12 protein-coding genes are annotated in these 18,249 nt (G+C 34.5%); 11 read left to right on the top strand and 1 reads right to left on the bottom strand.

The window, feature by feature from the left end; genetic code table 11:
- Nucleotides 1-159 precede the first annotated feature (159 nt).
- From KUV80_RS10640 to KUV80_RS10605, 8 genes are all read left to right on the top strand, one after another.
- On the top strand, nt 160-2,142 hold the full coding sequence (locus KUV80_RS10640; RefSeq protein ID WP_222462686.1) for a cell wall-binding repeat-containing protein: 1,983 nt from the start codon (nt 160-162) through the stop codon (nt 2,140-2,142).
- Between the two features lie 261 nt (nt 2,143-2,403).
- Nucleotides 2,404-3,285, top strand: coding sequence for a C40 family peptidase (locus tag KUV80_RS10635; RefSeq protein ID WP_222462685.1), 882 nt, complete (start codon nt 2,404-2,406; stop codon nt 3,283-3,285).
- Between the two features lie 167 nt (nt 3,286-3,452).
- On the top strand, nt 3,453-4,958 hold the full coding sequence (locus tag KUV80_RS10630) for a glycosyltransferase family 39 protein (protein WP_222462684.1): 1,506 nt from the start codon (nt 3,453-3,455) through the stop codon (nt 4,956-4,958).
- 12 nt (nt 4,959-4,970) lie between these two features.
- Nucleotides 4,971-5,363 carry a GtrA family protein gene (locus KUV80_RS10625; protein ID WP_222462683.1) on the top strand — a complete coding sequence of 131 codons (393 nt, stop codon included), beginning with the start codon at nt 4,971-4,973 and terminating at the stop codon, nt 5,361-5,363.
- A complete protein-coding gene (locus tag KUV80_RS10620; protein WP_222462682.1) occupies nt 5,360-6,319 on the top strand; it encodes a glycosyltransferase family 2 protein in 960 nt (319 codons plus the stop codon). The genes KUV80_RS10625 and KUV80_RS10620 overlap by 4 nt, the downstream gene beginning before the upstream one ends.
- Nucleotides 6,320-6,383: 64 nt before the next feature.
- Complete coding sequence (galE, locus tag KUV80_RS10615) at nt 6,384-7,397, top strand: UDP-glucose 4-epimerase GalE (protein WP_222462681.1); 1,014 nt, start codon at nt 6,384-6,386, stop codon at nt 7,395-7,397.
- 164 nt (nt 7,398-7,561) lie between these two features.
- A complete protein-coding gene (locus tag KUV80_RS10610) occupies nt 7,562-9,232 on the top strand; it encodes a cell wall-binding repeat-containing protein (protein ID WP_222462680.1) in 1,671 nt (556 codons plus the stop codon).
- 144 nt (nt 9,233-9,376) lie between these two features.
- Entirely contained in the window at nt 9,377-11,587 is a 2,211-nt protein-coding gene (locus KUV80_RS10605) for a N,N-dimethylformamidase beta subunit family domain-containing protein (protein ID WP_222462679.1), read from the top strand.
- A 62-nt stretch (nt 11,588-11,649) separates the two neighbouring features.
- Here the strand turns inward: KUV80_RS10605 and KUV80_RS10600 are convergent, their stop codons facing one another.
- The gene (locus KUV80_RS10600) at nt 11,650-13,284 is read right to left on the bottom strand and encodes a cell wall-binding repeat-containing protein (protein WP_222462678.1); all 1,635 of its coding nucleotides are present in this window, start codon (nt 13,282-13,284) and stop codon (nt 11,650-11,652) included.
- 213 nt (nt 13,285-13,497) lie between these two features.
- Here KUV80_RS10600 and KUV80_RS10595 point away from each other — a divergent pair, with 213 nt between their 5' ends.
- The 3 genes from KUV80_RS10595 (at nt 13,498) to KUV80_RS10585 (ending at nt 18,213) form a co-directional block, all read left to right on the top strand.
- Complete coding sequence (locus KUV80_RS10595) at nt 13,498-14,898, top strand: N,N-dimethylformamidase beta subunit family domain-containing protein (RefSeq protein WP_222462677.1); 1,401 nt, start codon at nt 13,498-13,500, stop codon at nt 14,896-14,898.
- A 170-nt stretch (nt 14,899-15,068) separates the two neighbouring features.
- A complete protein-coding gene (gene galU, locus KUV80_RS10590) occupies nt 15,069-15,959 on the top strand; it encodes a UTP--glucose-1-phosphate uridylyltransferase GalU (RefSeq protein WP_222462676.1) in 891 nt (296 codons plus the stop codon).
- Between the two features lie 112 nt (nt 15,960-16,071).
- The gene (locus KUV80_RS10585; RefSeq protein ID WP_222462675.1) at nt 16,072-18,213 is read left to right on the top strand and encodes a S8 family serine peptidase; all 2,142 of its coding nucleotides are present in this window, start codon (nt 16,072-16,074) and stop codon (nt 18,211-18,213) included.
- The last annotated feature ends 36 nt before the right edge of the window (nt 18,214-18,249 follow it).

Below are 18,249 nucleotides of genomic sequence, written 5' to 3'. Positions count from 1 at the left end.
CTAAAACCTCCTTTAATGGGAGGTTTTATTTTATACTATTATTATTGTAAAAAATACAAATTGAGGTGATTCATGTAAACATGTCTCAAATTAATACACTCTCGAAATTGAATTTTAAAGATTAATAGCTTTTTAAAAATTACCCAAGGAGTACAACATATGAAAAAAATATTATCACTTATACTAGTCACTATATTTCTCACTTCACAAATTAATATTGTACATGCAAACAGTAACCATGAGGAAGTACTTATTATGTTTGACGAAAAAGTAAATCGTGAAATTGTGACCAGTTTTGGCGGAGAGATTAAACATACGTTTAAACATATGCCAATGGTATCAGCAGTTGTACCAGCTGGGAAAGTCACTTTGATAAAGAACAACCCAAATGTCACATTTGTACAAAACAATACAAAAATTCAGTCCAATGGACAAGTTACAGACTGGGGAATAAACAAATTAGTAACACAAAGAGCATGGAGTTCTGGATATACAGGTAAAGGGATTAAGATTGCGATACTCGATACGGGTATCACACAGCACAATGATCTTCAAATATCAGGTGGGGTTTCTTATAAATCGTATACGAAATCTTATAATGATGATAATGGTCATGGGACGCACATGGCTGGAATCATCGGTGCAAAAAATAATACCTTTGGGTCAGTTGGAGTAGCACCAGATGCACTTCTTTATGCTGTGAAGGTATTAGATAAAGAAGGTAAAGGTGAGATTGATTCCCTTATAAAAGGAATTGAATGGTCTATTTCTAATAAAATGAACATTATAAATCTTAGTCTATCACTTGAAGAACAAGTAGATTCACCAGCATTAAGAGCAGTATTAGATAAAGCATACAATAGCGGTATATTAATTGTTGGAGCTGCAGGGAATCATGGCAGATCAAATGGTAGCGGGGATACAGTAGAATATCCTGCTCGTTACAGTACAGTTATTGCAGTTTCTGCTACAGACTATGGGGATAAACGGTTAACCAATTCAGCAACAGGATCAACCATTGAAATTTCTGCACCTGGTGAAAACATATATAGCACTTATTTAAACAATGGATATGCCAAAATGAGTGGAACATCTGTTGCATCTTCGTTTGTTTCTGGTAATTTAGCACTTTTGAAAGAACGCTATCCGACATTATCAAATAAAAATATCCGATTAAAATTACAGCACCTTACTCTTGATTTAGGAGCAGGCGGAAAGGATACTGCCTTCGGATATGGATTGATCCAAGCCCCGTCGAATAAAGGTAAAGTTCAACGGTTAGCAGGAAAGAACCGCTTTGAGGTTGCTGTAAATGTAGCTGAAAAGGGGTTTGCCACGGATAACACCAGTAACACCTTAATACTAGCAAACTATAATGCGTTTGCTGATGCCCTAGCCGCATCACCATTAGCTTACAAATTTAATGCACCTATTCTTTTGACACAATCAGATCGTTTAACCACGGAAACAAAAAATGAAATTATCAAGCTTAACCCTGATGAAGTAATTATTGTCGGCGGGACAGGTAGTATTAACAGTCAAGTATTTGATGAGGTAGATGGGCTAGTAAATTCCGTAAGAAGAATCGCAGGAAAAGATAGATTTGAAGTTTCATATAATATTGCTAGAGAGCTTAATGGGGCAACAACAGCAATTGTTGCAAATGGATTAAATTTTCCTGATGCTTTAGCTATTGCTCCTTATGCAGCAAGACATAAGTACCCAATTCTTTTAACTGTTCCAAATCGATTACCTAATGATACAAAAGACGCACTTCAGAATATGCAAAATACGATTGTTGTCGGTGGACCTGCAAGTGTTAGTGCAGAAGTTTATAATAATTTACCAAACCCAAGAAGAATTGGCGGTAAAGACCGATTTGAAGTTTCGACTAATATAATTAAAGAACTTAATCTATCAACAGATCAGGCATACTTAGCGACGGGATTAACATTTGCTGATGCTCTGACAGGATCAGTACTAGCGGCTAAAAACAATGCTCCTTTATTACTAACTGGAAAAGATAGATTACCAGCCAGTGTTTCCTCGTTAGTAAAAGAAAAGAAAGTTTTAGATTTTACTATTTTAGGAGGGGCAGGATCAGTAGCTGAGGCTATTCAAACTACCCTTGAAAATCAATAAAATTTCATAATAAACGACATTTTCTTGCACAATGTTACAAAAATTACAAAAAATAAGTCGGATATGTAATAAACATGTAATAATCTACCATGGATAAATGTGCTACCATAGACATGGGACGATGGGGTCAAGGAAAAGGTAGAATCATACAGTACATATTCGATTTTCTTTTATATATTTCGAACTAATCTACTAATGCAATTACTTGAACCCAATTGGTTAACGGAAACATAACATAATCAATTGGAGGTACATACATTCATGAAGAAGAAAGTTATGTCTATAGCGATCGCAGCAGGTGTTTTATTTTCATCAGGTGAGCTGGTACATGCTTCACTAGGTGATGACATTATTAATACAGGTGACAACTATCTTGGAACACCTTATAAATATGGTTCTGCATATGGTAATACAAGCACATTTGATTGTTCTTCATTCACGTCATACGTTTTTTCTAAACATGGTATTACGTTGCCAAGAACAAGTTCTGGACAAGCATCAGTAGGAACAGCGGTATCAAAAGCTAATCTTCAAAAAGGTGATCTTGTTTTTTACGATACAGATTTCAATGGCTCAATTAATCACGTAGGAATTTATGCTGGAAATGGGAAAATGTTAAATGCCCAATCAAAAGGTGTTATGTTTACTGATGCGTTTTCTCCATATTATTGGGGTTCAAGATATGTAACAGCTAGACGTGTTATTAATGACAAAGTAACTGCAGCAAAAGTGGTTGCTGCTGCACCAAAGCCAACAACGGTTTATAACGCTAATGGAACTATAGTAACTTCAGGAACTGTACATAAAGTTCAAAGAGGAGAAACACTCTGGGGAATCAGCAAAAAGTATAATACAACTGTTGCAGCTATTCAAAAATTAAATCTACTAAAATCTACAACGATTCGTGTAGGACAGTCATTAAAAGTTAGTGGACATGCTCAACAAGTTGTGCCTACTCTAACAGCAAAACCAGTAACAACTAAAGTTGCATCTTCCACAACAACTACTTATACAGTAAAGTCTGGAAATACCCTTTATGGCATCAGTAAGAGCTATGGTGTTTCGGTAAAGCAGCTGAAAGAAAGCAATAACTTAAAGTCATCTGCAATTTATCCTGGACAAAAGCTTGTAATAAAAAAGTAAAATTCTTTAAAACAGCCCTCTAAAGGGTTGTTTTTTTTAATGGACTCCTCAGGCTTAATATTCAAATAGAGAATTTTTTACAATTAAAAATAAAAAATAGTGTTACAATAGATGTTTGAATTACACTTGTTTTAAAGTGAAAAGTTAATACTTTTGGAGGAATTTGAGTGAGTCATGCATTATTTACCTTTTTACATAGAAGTATCTTTTTTATCTTTATTCTCGTTGCAACAATAATAATAGGATTAAATATTTTTTTTAGCAGAGGCTATCATTCGGCAAGCCAGCTAACACCACCATATTTTAATGTTATAACCTTAATTATTGCCATACTAATATTAGGTTTGATTTATAAATTTGGTTATCCAATACTAAATTTCCTAAAGAGAATACCTATTAAATACGCTGTTCCTGCTTTATTAGCTGCAAGTGTTTATCTTCAACTGATAATAGTGGGATTACTAAGTGTTAATCCTTCTTGGGATTTTGGAGAAGTAGTTAAAAATGCTGGTATTGTCCTTCAAGGCGGAGAGCTGAGCGATTATTTTGCTAAATATCCAAATAATATTTTTCTGGTTTGTCTTTTAGCGGTTATTGGAAGTATTTTTACGCCAGATTTAGAAACCTTTCAACTCTTTAATATATTTGTTATTACATTAAGCCACTATTTCATTTTTAGAATTACTTATAAAGTAGCCGGACATTCAATAGGCTTAATTAGTTTATTAGTGAGTGTATTCTATTTTCCCTATATCTTTTATGCACCTATCGTTTATACAGATACAATTTCCTTACTGTTCATATTGATTCCTTTAAATTTATTGATTAGAAAAGGAGGCACTTTTGGGGGGGATATCTTAACTATCTTCATTGCCTCCATTCTTTTTTCACTTGGTATGCTGTTGAAGGGATCCTTAATTATTTTTGTTATTGCATTCAGCCTCATCTTATTTTTGTACTTAAAAAAATGGAAGAAGATAATGTTTCTAATTCCATTCCTAACACTCTTCGTTTTAAATTCCTTATTTAACTTATTTATATATGAGAATCGAATCATTGATAAGCAAAAAGTTGAAAAATATAGTTTTCCGGTCACTCATTGGTTAATGATGGGACAGAACGAAGAGCGATTTGGAAAATATGCAGCTGAGGATGTGATTCTGACAGACAAGCTTCTAAAAACAACTACAAAGAATCATGTAAAAGAAGTTCACATAAATGAGCTAAAGAAAAGAATTAAGGAAAAAGGATTGATTGGGAACATTCGTTACAGTTTGGATAAGCTTAGTCATACATGGACCGATGGTACTTTCTACTCCTTAAACAAGCTACAAAGGCAGCCTGAGCATCCAGAAAACTTTACTAAGCTGATGGATTTTAATTCTGGATATATTATTCAAGGTTTCGCACGTATACAGCATTTCTTAATTCTGGCTGGAGTTGTATTCTTTGCTATACGAACAAAAAGAAATGAATTTTTCACATTCTCGCTCTTGTCAGTTATTGGGTTTTTCTTCTTTTTTATTCTGTGGGAAGCGAGATCAAGATATCTTGTCAGTTTAACACCTCTGCTCATTATGACAAGTTGTGTCGGATACTCTGTTTTACTTAAACAGGCACAGTCAAGAACGCGAGATGTTACGTTAAGTGAGAAGAAGGAAATAGAAGCTTAGGGGATAGGTTATATGATAAAGTTTTTTAAATTTGGAGCTGTAGGCATTTTGAATACGTTAATAACCATTGTTAGTTATATGGTCTTCATAAACTTTGGAATGAACTATTTAATTGCAAATATCATTGCTTATAGCTTAGGGGTTATTAATAGTTTTTACTGGAATAATACTTGGGTATTTCAATCAAGAACGAGAAGCTCAAAAGTTTTTATGAAATTTATTGTGGTTAATATGATTACTTTGGTTATAACTACACTTATTCTTTACCTTTTGGTTGAGCGTACCTCACTGCATTCCATTTACGCTCAAATATTGGCTACAGGGTTTGGATTAGTCATTAATTTTACTTTAAATAAGAGCTGGACTTTTAATAATACAGCCATGAAAATGGAGGGAAAACAGTGAGAGAACTAGTTTCTGTTGTTGTTCCTATGTACTTCGAAGAAGAAGTTGCGCAGGAATGTTATAATCGGATAAAAGCAGTTATGAATGATAATGAGATCAATTATGAGTTTATTTTTGTGAATGATGGAAGTACTGATCGCACCATTGAAATTTTAAAAGAAATTTCAATAGCTGATTACAGAACTAAAGTGATAGACTTTTCAAGGAATTTTGGCCATCAGACGGCAGTAACAGCAGGAATTGATTATGCAAATGGTGATGCGATTGTAATTATAGACGCTGATCTGCAGGATCCTCCTGAGGTCATTCCTATTCTATTGGATAAATGGAGGCAAGGATATGAGATCGTTTATGCCAAAAGGAAAAAACGCAGCGGTGAAACATGGTTTAAACTGATGACAGCTAAATACTTTTATCGTTTTTTAAATTACATGTCAGATATTGATATTCCAAAAGATACAGGTGATTTCCGTATTATAGACCGTAAAGTGGCTGATGTATTTAAAAATATGACGGAGCGAAATCGTTTTGTTAGAGGAATGTTCTCATGGGTAGGATTCCGTCAAACGTACATTGAATATGAGAGAGACGAACGATTTGCTGGAGAAACAAAATACCCATTAAAAAAAATGATTAAGTTTGCCTCAGATGGCATTATCGCTTTTTCAACTAAACCATTACGCTTTGTCATGACACTTGGTTTTCTCTCAGTCCTAATATCTATAGCTGTTCTATGCTACACCATTATCATAAAATTAATTGGACAACAAGTCCAAGCTGGATGGGCATCCATTATGGTAGCCATCACGTTTTTTAGTGGTATTCAACTCTTAGGAGTTGGCATAGTAGGTCAATATATTGCAAGGATTTATGATGAAAGCAAGAATCGTCCGATATACATCGTAAGAGAAACTGTTAATATCGAAAAAAAACAAACAGAAAAAAGTGTATATTAGATTTATATTTCAATTCATAATACAATAAAAAAGTGATTTAATTTTATTAACTGGGGGTTATTACGTGGCAGTACTCGTAACAGGCGGAGCTGGCTATATTGGAAGCCATACTGTAGTGGAGTTAGTAAATACAGGTTTTGATGTAGTAATAGTAGATAACTTTGTAAATAGTAATCCAGAGGTATATAACCGGATTCAGAAGATCCTTGGAAAAGAGATAAAATACTATAATGTAAATCTTATAGATAAAAAAGGTCTTACAGCAATTTTTTCTGAAAACAAAATTGATGCTGTTATCCATTTCGCAGGTCTAAAAGCCGTTGGTGAGTCGGTAGAGAAACCTCTATATTACTACCAAAACAACATTTCAGGAACTCTTGTTCTTTGTGATGTAATGAAAGAGTTTGGTGTAAAAAAAATGGTGTTCAGTTCTTCTGCAACGGTTTATGGAACAGCTGAGACAGTTCCTCTTAAAGAGGATACACCACTTGGAGCTACAAATCCTTATGGTTGGTCCAAGCTTATGCTGGAACAGATTTTTAGAGACTTGTATGTATCAGACAACGAATGGAGTATCGCTTTACTTCGTTATTTTAATCCAGTGGGTGCTCATGAAAGCGGGCTGATTGGAGAAAATCCAAACGGTATTCCTAATAACTTAACACCATATATCACTCAAGTTGCAGTGGGCAAGCTTGAAAAGTTACGTGTATTTGGTAATGATTATGATACTAAGGACGGCACAGGTGTTCGTGATTATATCCATGTTGTGGATTTAGCTAGAGGACACTTAAAAGCATTGGATAAAGTATTAACTAATAATACGGTAGATGCTTATAATTTGGGAACTGGCGAAGGGTACAGCGTATTAGACATTGTTAAGACTTTTGAAAAAGTTACAGGTGTAGAAGTTCCATATGAAATAACAGATCGACGTCCTGGAGATATCGCTGTAAGTTATGCCGATCCTACCAAAGCCAAGCAGGAGTTAGGTTGGGTTGCAGAAAAAAGTCTTGAGGATATGCTTCGCGACTCATGGAATTGGCAGCAAAAAAATAAAAACGGTTATGAAAATTAATAAAAACATCAAGCTTATTTTTAAAAACCTTGTTGGATGATAGCAGTGCAACAGGGTTTTTTAGTTCCATTTTCTTATTTTGTAGAATTTTAGATTATTTTAGCAAAATATAGATTAATAAAGTTATACTTATTGAAGTAATCTATTCAAAATAAGGGGGAAATATGAAAAAAAAGCTAAGTATTCTGTTATTTTTATTTGTTCTCGTATTATCAAATGCTGCTGTAAGTGCGAATGAAGCTACAGTTGAGCGTGTAAATGGACAAGACAGGTTTGAGGTAGCAGTAAATGTATCCAAAAAAGGATGGTCATCAGGTAGTACTACAGTCGTGCTTGTAAATTACAAGGCTTTTGCGGATGCACTAGCTGCATCACCTTTAGGATATAAATTAAATGCACCTATATTATTAACTAATCCAGATCGACTAAATGCTAAAACAGAAGAAGAGATTAAAAGATTAAAAGCTTCAAAGGTTATTATTATCGGCGGTACAAGCAGTATTAATCAAAACGTTGAAACAAAATTGTCAGGAATGAATCTATCAATTGAAAGAATTGGTGGAAAAGATCGTTATGAAGTAGCTTATAAAGTGTCTAGAAAATTAAGTGCTGCTGGTAAAGTAGTCATCTCAAATGGTACGGCGTTTGCGGATGCTTTGAGTATTTCTCCATACGCGTCTAAGCACGAGTATCCTATTCTACTAACGACAAAAGATAAACTTCCTGCTTATACACAAAAGGCCTTACAAGAAAAAAAGCCGCAACAGACAATCATAGTAGGAGGGACAGGCAGTGTCTACAGTACAGTTGAGAAACAACTGGTTAATCCACTTCGTATTGGCGGAAAAGATCGCTTTGAGGTAGCTGTTAATATTGCCAAGAAGTTTAATCCTTCATCAACAAAAGCGGCAATCTCAAACGGAAATACATTTGCAGATGCTTTAACGGGTTCTGTTCTTTCAGCAAAGCAGAACATGCCTTTATTATTAACGCAAGTAAATGCTATCCCTTCTGTAACCAAAAATTACATAGATCAAAGCAAGTTTACGAGCTTTACTGTTTTTGGAGGTACAGGTTCGGTAAGTAATGCTGTCGTTTCACAATTAAAAAATGATCTTCCATTAGCAGGAAAACGAATCGTATTAGATGCTGGACATGGTGGAACTGACCCAGGCGCTGTAAACGGTAAGTTTTATGAGAAGAATCTAAACATGAGTTTTACAAAATTACTTGCTGGCCATTTAAAAGGAATGGGTGCTGAAATTATTTACACTCGCGATCCAGCAAACGATAAGTTTATTTCCTTAGAGGACCGGGCTGCTTTTGCAAACACTAAAAATGCGGATTTATTTATTAGCATCCACCATGATTCATCTGTAGATAAATCTGCTTCAGGTCAAAGTATTCACTACAGCAGCTACCGGCCAGGTATTGAAACAAAAGATGTTTACGTTAAGTATGCAGGTAAAACCTATCCCTTTGTTAGAGAAGATACGGAGAGAAAATTATTTTATTATAAAGATGGCAGTACAACAAAGAGTATGAGTTATCAAGGAGACATCATTGCGTACGATACAATTTCTCCTTCTAGTGCAGCAAAGGAAAGTGCTGAGCTTGCACCTATAGCTTCAACAGCAATTAGATATAATGGAATTGGAGCAGGTTATATTAAAGATCACAACTTGTTTGTAACAAGATGGACAACAATGCCCTCTATTCTTATCGAGTTAGGGTATATGTCTAACAACAGTGAACTATCTATTCTTTCTAATAGTAGCGCACAAAATTCCAGAAGCCATTCCTTAGCTAAGGCGATTGAAAACTTTTATAGATAGAACTAAAAAAGCCTAATTATATTAGGCTTTTTTGTATGAATTTTTTAACAATTATTCTAGTAAATTAATAAATAGTAAATATATGTATACAATGTGTTAATTAGCTATTATTATATAATTGTCTATTAAAAAAGGGGGAGTTAGATGAAATTTAAAATCTTTGCAATATTAATACCTTTACTATTCTTATTTTCAACTATAGAGATTCAAGCCCACGACACGCAATCAGCTCGTATTGCCGGTGCTGATCGGTTTGAAGTAGCAGTAAATGTTTCAAAGAAAGGTTGGCCGCAATCAGCAGACACTTTAATTCTATCAAACTACCTTGCGTATGCAGACGCATTATCAGCCTCTCCTTTAGCCTATAAACTAAATGCTCCAATTTTACTTACGCAACCCCAAAAATTAACCGGTACTACCAAAAAAGAGATTACAAGACTCAAGCCTAAAAAAGTAATCATTATTGGTGGTACGGGAAGTATTTCAGATGAGGTAGCTAATGAAGTTAAGAAAATGGGAGTCAGTATAGAAAGAATATCAGGAAAGAACAGATTTGAAGTAGCATACAGAATTTCAAAAAAACTTTCCAATAATGGTAAGGCAATTCTTGCATATGGAATGAATTTTCCTGATGCATTAGCAATTGCTCCTTTTGCAGCAAAACAAGAAATACCCATTCTCCTCACACTTTCTAATAAGTTACCAGTTGATACACAGAAAGCATTACACGAAAAAAAAATTAACAAAACTTATATTGTTGGAGGGGAAGGCAGTATTAATAAGAAGGTAGAAAATGTGCTACCTGCACCTTTGAGAATCGGTGGTAAGAATCGATTTGAAGTAGCATCAAATATCATTCGAGAACTAGATTTACCTACTAAACATGTTTTTTTATCTACCGGAATGACTTTTGCCGATGCTTTAACAGGGTCTGTACTTGCAGCAAAACAAAATGCTCCAATGCTTTTAACTCTTTCAGATCGTCTGCCAGTTGAATCTAAAGAGCTTATCTATGATAAAAATATAAATAATTTTACGATTCTTGGTGGTACGGGTTCTGTTGGTAATAAAGTTATTGAAATACCACATCGATGGGAGATTACAGAACCTGCTGGAACATCTCTTCAGGGCTATGCATCTGCTACCTCTGCTTTTGCTGGTGATGCAATAAATTTATTTATTCATAGTACACAATCATATAAGATAGAAATTTTTAGAATGGGTTATTATGATGGAGAGGGAGCAAAACTTGTACATACGATAAAGGACTTACCAGTTAGCCTGCAATCGTTTTCTACGGATATAGGCACTATGAAAGCAAATTGGATACCTACTGTTTCATTGAGATTAAATGAAAGTTGGCAATCCGGTGTTTATTTAGCTAAACTAACGAATACAGGTCAGAAGGAAAGTTATATTACATTTGTTGTAAAAGATAAGCATCCTCAATCCCAAATTGGAGTACTCATTTCAACCAATACGTATCAGGCTTATAATAATTGGGGTGGTAAGAGTCTTTATGGATACAACAGCACCAATAACGAAGCAGCGGTAAAACTCTCTTTTGACCGACCATATAACAACGGAAGAGGATCCGGAGAATTCTTTGCATATGAATACAACATGATTCGATGGATGGAAAAAAAGGGCTATCGGATGACCTATTTTACAGATACAGATGTTGACAATGGTCTTTTATCAGATGTAAGCACTAAATTGTTATTAATCCCTGGTCATGATGAATATTGGACGAAAGCAATGAGGGATAGTATTCAGAAGGAAACAAGCAGTCGTATGAATTTAGCTGTATTTAATGCAAATGTGGCCTATTGGCAAGTCCGTCTTCAGGATAAGGACAGGGTAATGGTAGGTTATAAATATCGGGCAAGTGAAGATCCATACGTAAAAATAAATCCAAAAGAAGTTACCACAAAATTCCGAAACGGTCCTGTAAACCGTCCTGAGTATGAGGTATTAGGATTTATGTATCAAGGTATTCCAGAACAAAAACAACAACCTCTTGTTATTTCTAATCCTTCACATTGGCTGTATGAAGGTACAGATTTAAAAAAAGGAGATAAAATCAAGGGTGTTGTCGGTGGGGAAATTGACCGTTATGATGGAGAAATGCCAGGAGTGGAAGTTCTTGCAGCATCTCCAGTTCGTTTATATGGAGAAGACTCGATGGCGCATGTAATCTGGTATAAAAAGCCTGATGGTGGAAAAGTATTTGCTACCGGTACTTTTTATTGGAATTGGTTTTTAGATTCATTTGGTCATGAATCTTTTGCAAAACCTAATAAACATATTGAGAGAATGACGATAAACGCGTTAAGCAAACTGTTAGAAGAATAATTGTATATAATTACAAAAAAACATCCTGATTTAAACACGTGTTTAAATCAGGATGTTTTATATTATTTAATAAACGTTGATAGCTGTTGCTCTGTCGTTGGAGTAATCGACCCAGAACCACCAAGAATGTACATGAAATCAGTTTTTCCTTGATTTTGTTTCAAATAGTTATTAAGATTTCCTTCTACTTTAGTTGAAGTAGTTAAAAGAATAGGTGAACCTGTAAATGTTGCTAGAGGACTTCCAGACAATGCATCGGCGAAAACGTCACCTCTTGCAATTAATAATGAGCTCAAATCCATTCCATAATTTTCAATCCCGTAGTTTGCTACGTTGATAGAAACTTGATAACGGTTTAAACCACCAAGTCTTTCAATCTTTGCTCCGTTGCGCAATTGAGAAATTTTTGTTTTTACATTATCAGAAACAGTTGCTGGCCCTCCAACAATAATGAATTTTTTAATATTAGAGTTATTTTTAATAAAGGTTTGAATTGAATCAGGAACTGAGTTCGTACCTACTAATAAAATTGGCATGCCCATATATCCAGCCATACCAGAAGCAGAAAGTGCATCCGGAAAATTTAATCCACTTGCAATAATTGCCGTATCTGCATAATCCGCAATTTGCTCAGCTACTCCTGCAGAAACTGCAAAACGATCTTTACCGCCAATTCGTTGTATTGTTTGAATTCCCATAGATTTTAATTGATTTTCAACATTGACTGAAACAGATCCTGTACCACCTAGTATTATAGCTTTCTCTGGTTTTAATCGGTTTAGTTCATTAATAACAGTAGATGGAAGAGCCTTCGTACCTGTTAATAAGACAGGCGCCCCTTCAAACGCTGCTAATGGCCCACCGGATAATGCATCAGTATATAAGTCACCACGGGAAATAATGACAGTACCTCCATAAGCAGCTTTATTATCAAGCTCTTTACTTATCCCCGTAGACACCTCATATCGATCTTTACCACCAATACGCTGAATTCCAGGAGATACCACATCATATACTGACCATATCGCATTTAAAGAATTGCTGTCTAAAGCATTAAACGCAATTGTATTATGACCAGGCTGAACAGTTAATGACTTACTAAAAGATGTACCAAGACTTATTGGTTCATTATTAAAATTTACATATAGATCAAGTGCATCAGCAGTTGTTGATCCACCTACATCTAAGCGAGTGCTTCCTTTGGCTAATCTTACATCATGAGTTAAAGGTTTTGTTACAGACAATGAAGGCAAAGAATTATTGGGCTGTTTAGTAAATGAACCTGAAAGCGAATATTCATATTGTTTTGCTTGTTCATTTAGTCCTTCTACTTCAAAAAGATAATTTCCAGCTGGAAGGGTAAACGTATTGGAATCTCCAAATTCAATAACCTCTTCTGTATCTGCATCAATGATAGAAAAAAAGATTTCACCAGTTCCATTATGTAATTCAGAAACTGTAAACTGCCCACCATTTGTTGAAAAGAAGTATTCATGAAGAGTATACGTATCAATAACTTGCTTGTAAGTAACAGAAGCTTGAAGTGACTGAAGGCTGTATTTTGTGCTATATGCTGAACTTCTATCAGTAGAATACTGATTTTGAACGAGTGGATTCGATTCAGCAGATACTGCAGAAGTAAAGAGTATTGACGTTAACAATGAACATGAAACTGCCCCTATTATTCTTAATTTCATGATTTTTCCCCTTTATTAATAAGCTATACCATTGGTATGCAAGTTAATAATATACAATCAAAATATTAATACAATAGGGATAATTTACTAAAATATTGAATTTTTTTACACAAGTAAACAAAATTTTTCTCTTTAATAAATGGAAATTTTATGTATACAAGGTATTAAATAACTATTATTATTGTAATGTTACTATTTTTAGGGGGAAAAAAAATGCTTTTAAAATGGTTTGCCTTTTTTACTTTTTTATCATCTTCTGTTTTCGAATTACAATCTAATTCGTCAATACTTGTATCTCTTCCGAACGATCAAATTATTGAATCTAAACATATTGAGAGTACAGATGCTGACTGGACGATTAAACGGCCGTCAGGAACTTCACTTCAAGGTTATGCCTCTAAAACGTCTGTATATCCTGGAGAAAAATTAAATTTATTCATTCATAGTATAGAACCATATAAGATCGAAATTTTTCGTATGGGTTACTACAATGGTGATGGGGCTAAACATGTAAGCACTATTAAAAAGCTGCCTATTAATAAACAAACATCTGTCTCAAATCCAGATACCATGGAGGCGAATTGGAAACCTACTATACAAATTAGAGCAGATAAATCATGGCAGTCAGGCGTGTATTTGGCAAAATTAACAAATACAAGTGAAGAGAGCAACTATATAACATTTGTTGTAAAAGAGAGAGCGCCTAAAGCATCTATTGGTGTTTTAATATCCACCAACACTTATCAAGCTTATAATAACTGGGGCGGAAAGAGTTTCTATGGATATAATAGTACAGAGAAAAAAGCCGCTGTAGAGTTGTCTTTTGATCGACCTTATAATAACGGAAGAGGTTCAGGAGAGTTCTTTGCGTATGAGTATAATATGATCAGGTGGATGGAGAAAAAAGGATATGAACTAACGTATTTTACAGATACTGATGTAGATAATGGTCTTTTATCAAACTTAAATATAAAGTTGTTACTAATTCCAGGTCATGATGAGTATTGGACAAAGGCGATGAGGGACAGCATACAGGAAGAGACATATAGTAGAATAAATTTAGCAGTGATTAATGCAAATGTAGCATACTGGCAAGTCCGTTTAAGTGATAATGACAAGCTAATGGTTGGATATAAACAGAGAGCGGATGAAGATCCTTATTTAAAGTCAAATCCAAAAGAAGTTACAACTACCTTTCGGAGTGATCCTGTAAGCCGTCCAGAGTCAGAAGTACTAGGAATCATGTATCAAGGGATTCCAGAACAAAAACAACAGCCTCTGGTTATATCAAATCCTTCTCACTGGATTTTTAAAGGGACTGGATTAAAAAAAGGTGATAAAATAGCTGGCGTTGTTGGAGGAGAAATTGACCGGTATGATGGACAAATGAAGGGTGTCGAAGTTCTTGCTGAATCACCAGTAAGACTTTATGGAAAAGATACTATGGCCCATGTAGTCTGGTATAACAAGCCAGGTGGGGGAAAAACATTTGCAACGGGTACTTTTTATTGGAGTTGGTTTTTAGATTCATATGGTCATGAATCTTATGCGAATCCTAATAAATATATTGAAATAATTACAGTTAATGCATTAAATAAATTACTAAATAATTAATTCTTTAATAAAATCTCGTTCTCATTCATATGTTGAAGAACGGGGTTTTTCATGTTTACTTCTGTAAATTATTTTTAAAATAGGTACTTAACTGTAAAATAATGTGATAGAATAATTTGGTGAGTTTCAAATTAGTTTTCCTGAAATATCATAATAGAGGAGTATAAAATATGAAAGTAAAAAAAGCTATAATTCCTGCAGCAGGATTAGGAACAAGATTCTTGCCTGCTACAAAAGCCATGCCAAAAGAAATGCTGCCGATAGTAGATAAACCTACTATTCAATATATTGTTGAAGAAGCTATTGAGTCTGGTATTGAAGATATACTTATTGTAACGGGTAAAGGGAAGCGGGCAATAGAAGACCATTTTGACCATGCCTTTGAACTGGAACAAAACCTTTTCGAAAAAGGAAAGGTAGAGTTATTAAAAAAAGTTCAGCATACATCCAAGATGGCTGATATTCATTATATTAGGCAAAAAGAGCCTAAAGGTCTTGGTCATGCCGTTTGGTGTGCAAGAAAGTTTATTGGGGATGAGCCATTTGCTGTACTTTTAGGAGATGACATAGTAAAAGGTGAGAAGCCTTGTTTAAAACAGTTAATTGAACAGTATGAAAAGACCGGATCATCAATTATTGGTGTACAAGAAGTACCGGATGAACAGACAAGCCGATACGGAATTATTGATCCGATGAATAAAGATGGACGCCTCTATGGTGTACATAATTTTGTGGAAAAACCAGCACAAGGTACTGCACCATCAAACTTAGCTATAATGGGAAGATATTTACTTACTCCTGAGATCTTTAATTATCTCGAAGAACAAGAAATTGGTGCAGGTGGAGAAATTCAATTAACAGATGCTATTCAAAAGTTGAATACTTTCCAACGAGTTTTTGCCTATAATTTTGAAGGTAAAAGATATGATGTTGGAGAAAAGCTAGGTTTCATTATGACTACTCTTGAATTTGCTCTAAAAGACAATGAAATCAGCAAACAATTATTACCTGAGATCGAAAGAATGCTAGAAAAACATAAAATATTAGAAGCACTTAGGTAATTATTTTATCCCATTCATAAAAGAATGGGTTTTTTTAATCCATTTATATAGTGTTTATTGGTAATTATGTATAATAAATGAAAAACATGTTTTTATGGGGGAAAGTATGGACGTGAAAAAGTTAACAATTTCTATAATTCTGGCGACTTTTTTTTATATTTCTATCGCTGCTTATACAGTAAATGCAAGCCTACATAATAAAGGATATCTATCAAATGATTCAATTTTTAATATGTTCCGGCATACAGAGTATATTCAAAATGAATTAATTATTAAACTTTCACCAAAATTGTCTCACAAAGAAAAAGCAAAGTTCTTGAATCTTTATAACTTAGTGAAAATAAAATCCCTTGGTAAAGATTTTTATGTTATTTCACTCCGTAAAAATACTGATATAACAGAACTGGCGAGTAAATTGTCTAAGAATGGACTCGTGGAAAGAGTAGAGCCTAATTATTTAATTAAAAAAGGGTATACACCGAAAGATCCTTTTTATAAAAATCAGTGGTTTCATAAAATGATTAACACGGAAAAAGCATGGGACACAACGAAAGGTTCAAACCATGTGGTGGTTGCCGTTATAGATGGAGGCGTCCATATTAATCATCCCGACCTAAGGGGGAAAATGTATAATCCATATGATGTCGTAGACGGGGATACAACATTTTATCCCGATGATCATGCAACTCATGTATCAGGTATTATTGCGGCATCTTTTAATGATGTTGGTGTTTCTGGGATTGCTCCTCATGTAAGAATCATGCCAATCAATGTCTTTTCTGGAGCTTCTACAACGGCAGAAGAAGTTTCTACTGCTATCATCTACGCTGCAGATAAGGGTGCTGACGTTATAAATTTAAGCCTGGGAAGTTATTATTATAGTTACGTAATTGAAAATGCCATAAACTATGCAAGATCGAAAGGTTTAATCGTCGTAGCGGCAGCTGGTAACGACAATATAAGCAGAAAGACATATCCAGCAGGATATAAAGGAGTATTTGGAATTAGCGCAACTAACTCTCTAGATAAGCCTGCTTATTTTTCTAACTACGGAAGTTATGTGGATTTTACAGCACCTGGAGAAGATATTTATTCAACTTTTGCATACGGCAGATACGGTTATATGAGTGGAACCTCAATGGCAGCTCCCGTTGTAACAGGAACAATTGCCTTAATGCTGTCAAAGAACCCATTTTTATCAGAATCGGAAGTGAATAGGATATTAAAAAAATCAACAGTGGATTTAAATCAAGCAGGGTGGGACGAATCTACTGGTTTTGGTAGAATAGATGTTTCTAAAGCTTTAGTTAACACACCATTAGCTCTATCGAATATAACGTTGTCATCAAACACATTTGTAATGAACGGTAGCAATACCGTTTCTGCAGCTTTTAAAACTTATAGCGGAACAATGATAACCATTTTTGTAAAAGATAAGACCGGAAAAATAATCAGAACAATAAGTAAGAATAAAAAATCATCTGGAAGTCAAATGAAAGAAATCTGGAACGGTAAAAACGATAGTGGAGTGTATGTGAGCAATGGAACTTATAAGATAGTAGTAAAAGCTGAAAAAGGAACCAATAAATTAACGAGGGAGAGCACAATAACAGTTACTAATGAGGTTAAGCCATCTATCATCTTGGAAAAGACGGTTACTTATTTTTCTCCTAAAGTCTCAACAGGCTTCTTAGTAAAGTTTAGCCTTAACAAGTATCAAAAGGTTAGTGCTAAAGTATACAATAAAAAAGGGACGGTTGTTCAGACCATTCTAAATCATAAAGGCTATAGTGGGGGTTCTCACTCATTATCCTGGAACGGTAAAGACAGCAAAGGAAAACTTGTTACAGATGGAGATTATAGGATCAAGTTAGACATTATTGATAGTTCGAATCAAAAAGGGGATTCTAAAAAAATAATGGTTAAAGTGGATAGTAAAGCCCCTCAAATAAAAAGCTTTGCACCATCTCCAACTGTCTTAAAGTTAGGGAAAACAGCAGGTGTTAAAGCAAAGATATCTACTGCTGAAACTGCACTGTTTACTATTTATATTGTGAATAGCAATAATCAAAAAGTGAGATATTTAACAAAAAATAAATCCTTGGAAAAAGGTATCCATTCGCTAAGCTGGGATGGAAGATTTGATAACAAAAATAAGGTAAACCAAGGTAAATACAAATTTATATTTGAAGGGAAAGACCTTGCTGGAAATAAATCAACAGTAACTAGCAGCTGGTTTTCTGTAGAGAAATAAATATACAAATAAAAGATGCACCAGAACTATTTTGGG

The organism is Fictibacillus nanhaiensis (assembly GCF_019801215.1).
GTDB classification, from domain to species: Bacteria; Bacillota; Bacilli; order Bacillales; family Fictibacillaceae; genus Fictibacillus; species Fictibacillus nanhaiensis_C.
Note: the sequence above shows the minus strand (reverse complement) of the source record. Positions and strands in the feature narration are given on the sequence as shown.

What these genes read in the sequence shown, in the direction of transcription:
- KUV80_RS10640 (WP_222462686.1), top strand. Translation starts at nt 160, where the DNA reads ATGAAAAAAATATTATCACTTATACTAGTCACTATATTTCTCACTTCA.
- KUV80_RS10635 (WP_222462685.1), top strand. Translation starts at nt 2,404, where the DNA reads ATGAAGAAGAAAGTTATGTCTATAGCGATCGCAGCAGGTGTTTTATTT.
- KUV80_RS10625 (WP_222462683.1), top strand. Translation starts at nt 4,971, where the DNA reads ATGATAAAGTTTTTTAAATTTGGAGCTGTAGGCATTTTGAATACGTTA.
- KUV80_RS10610 (WP_222462680.1), top strand. Translation starts at nt 7,562, where the DNA reads ATGAAAAAAAAGCTAAGTATTCTGTTATTTTTATTTGTTCTCGTATTA.
- KUV80_RS10605 (WP_222462679.1), top strand. Translation starts at nt 9,377, where the DNA reads ATGAAATTTAAAATCTTTGCAATATTAATACCTTTACTATTCTTATTT.
- KUV80_RS10600 (WP_222462678.1), bottom strand. Translation starts at nt 13,284, where the DNA reads ATGAAATTAAGAATAATAGGGGCAGTTTCATGTTCATTGTTAACGTCA.
- KUV80_RS10595 (WP_222462677.1), top strand. Translation starts at nt 13,498, where the DNA reads ATGCTTTTAAAATGGTTTGCCTTTTTTACTTTTTTATCATCTTCTGTT.
- galU (WP_222462676.1), top strand. Translation starts at nt 15,069, where the DNA reads ATGAAAGTAAAAAAAGCTATAATTCCTGCAGCAGGATTAGGAACAAGA.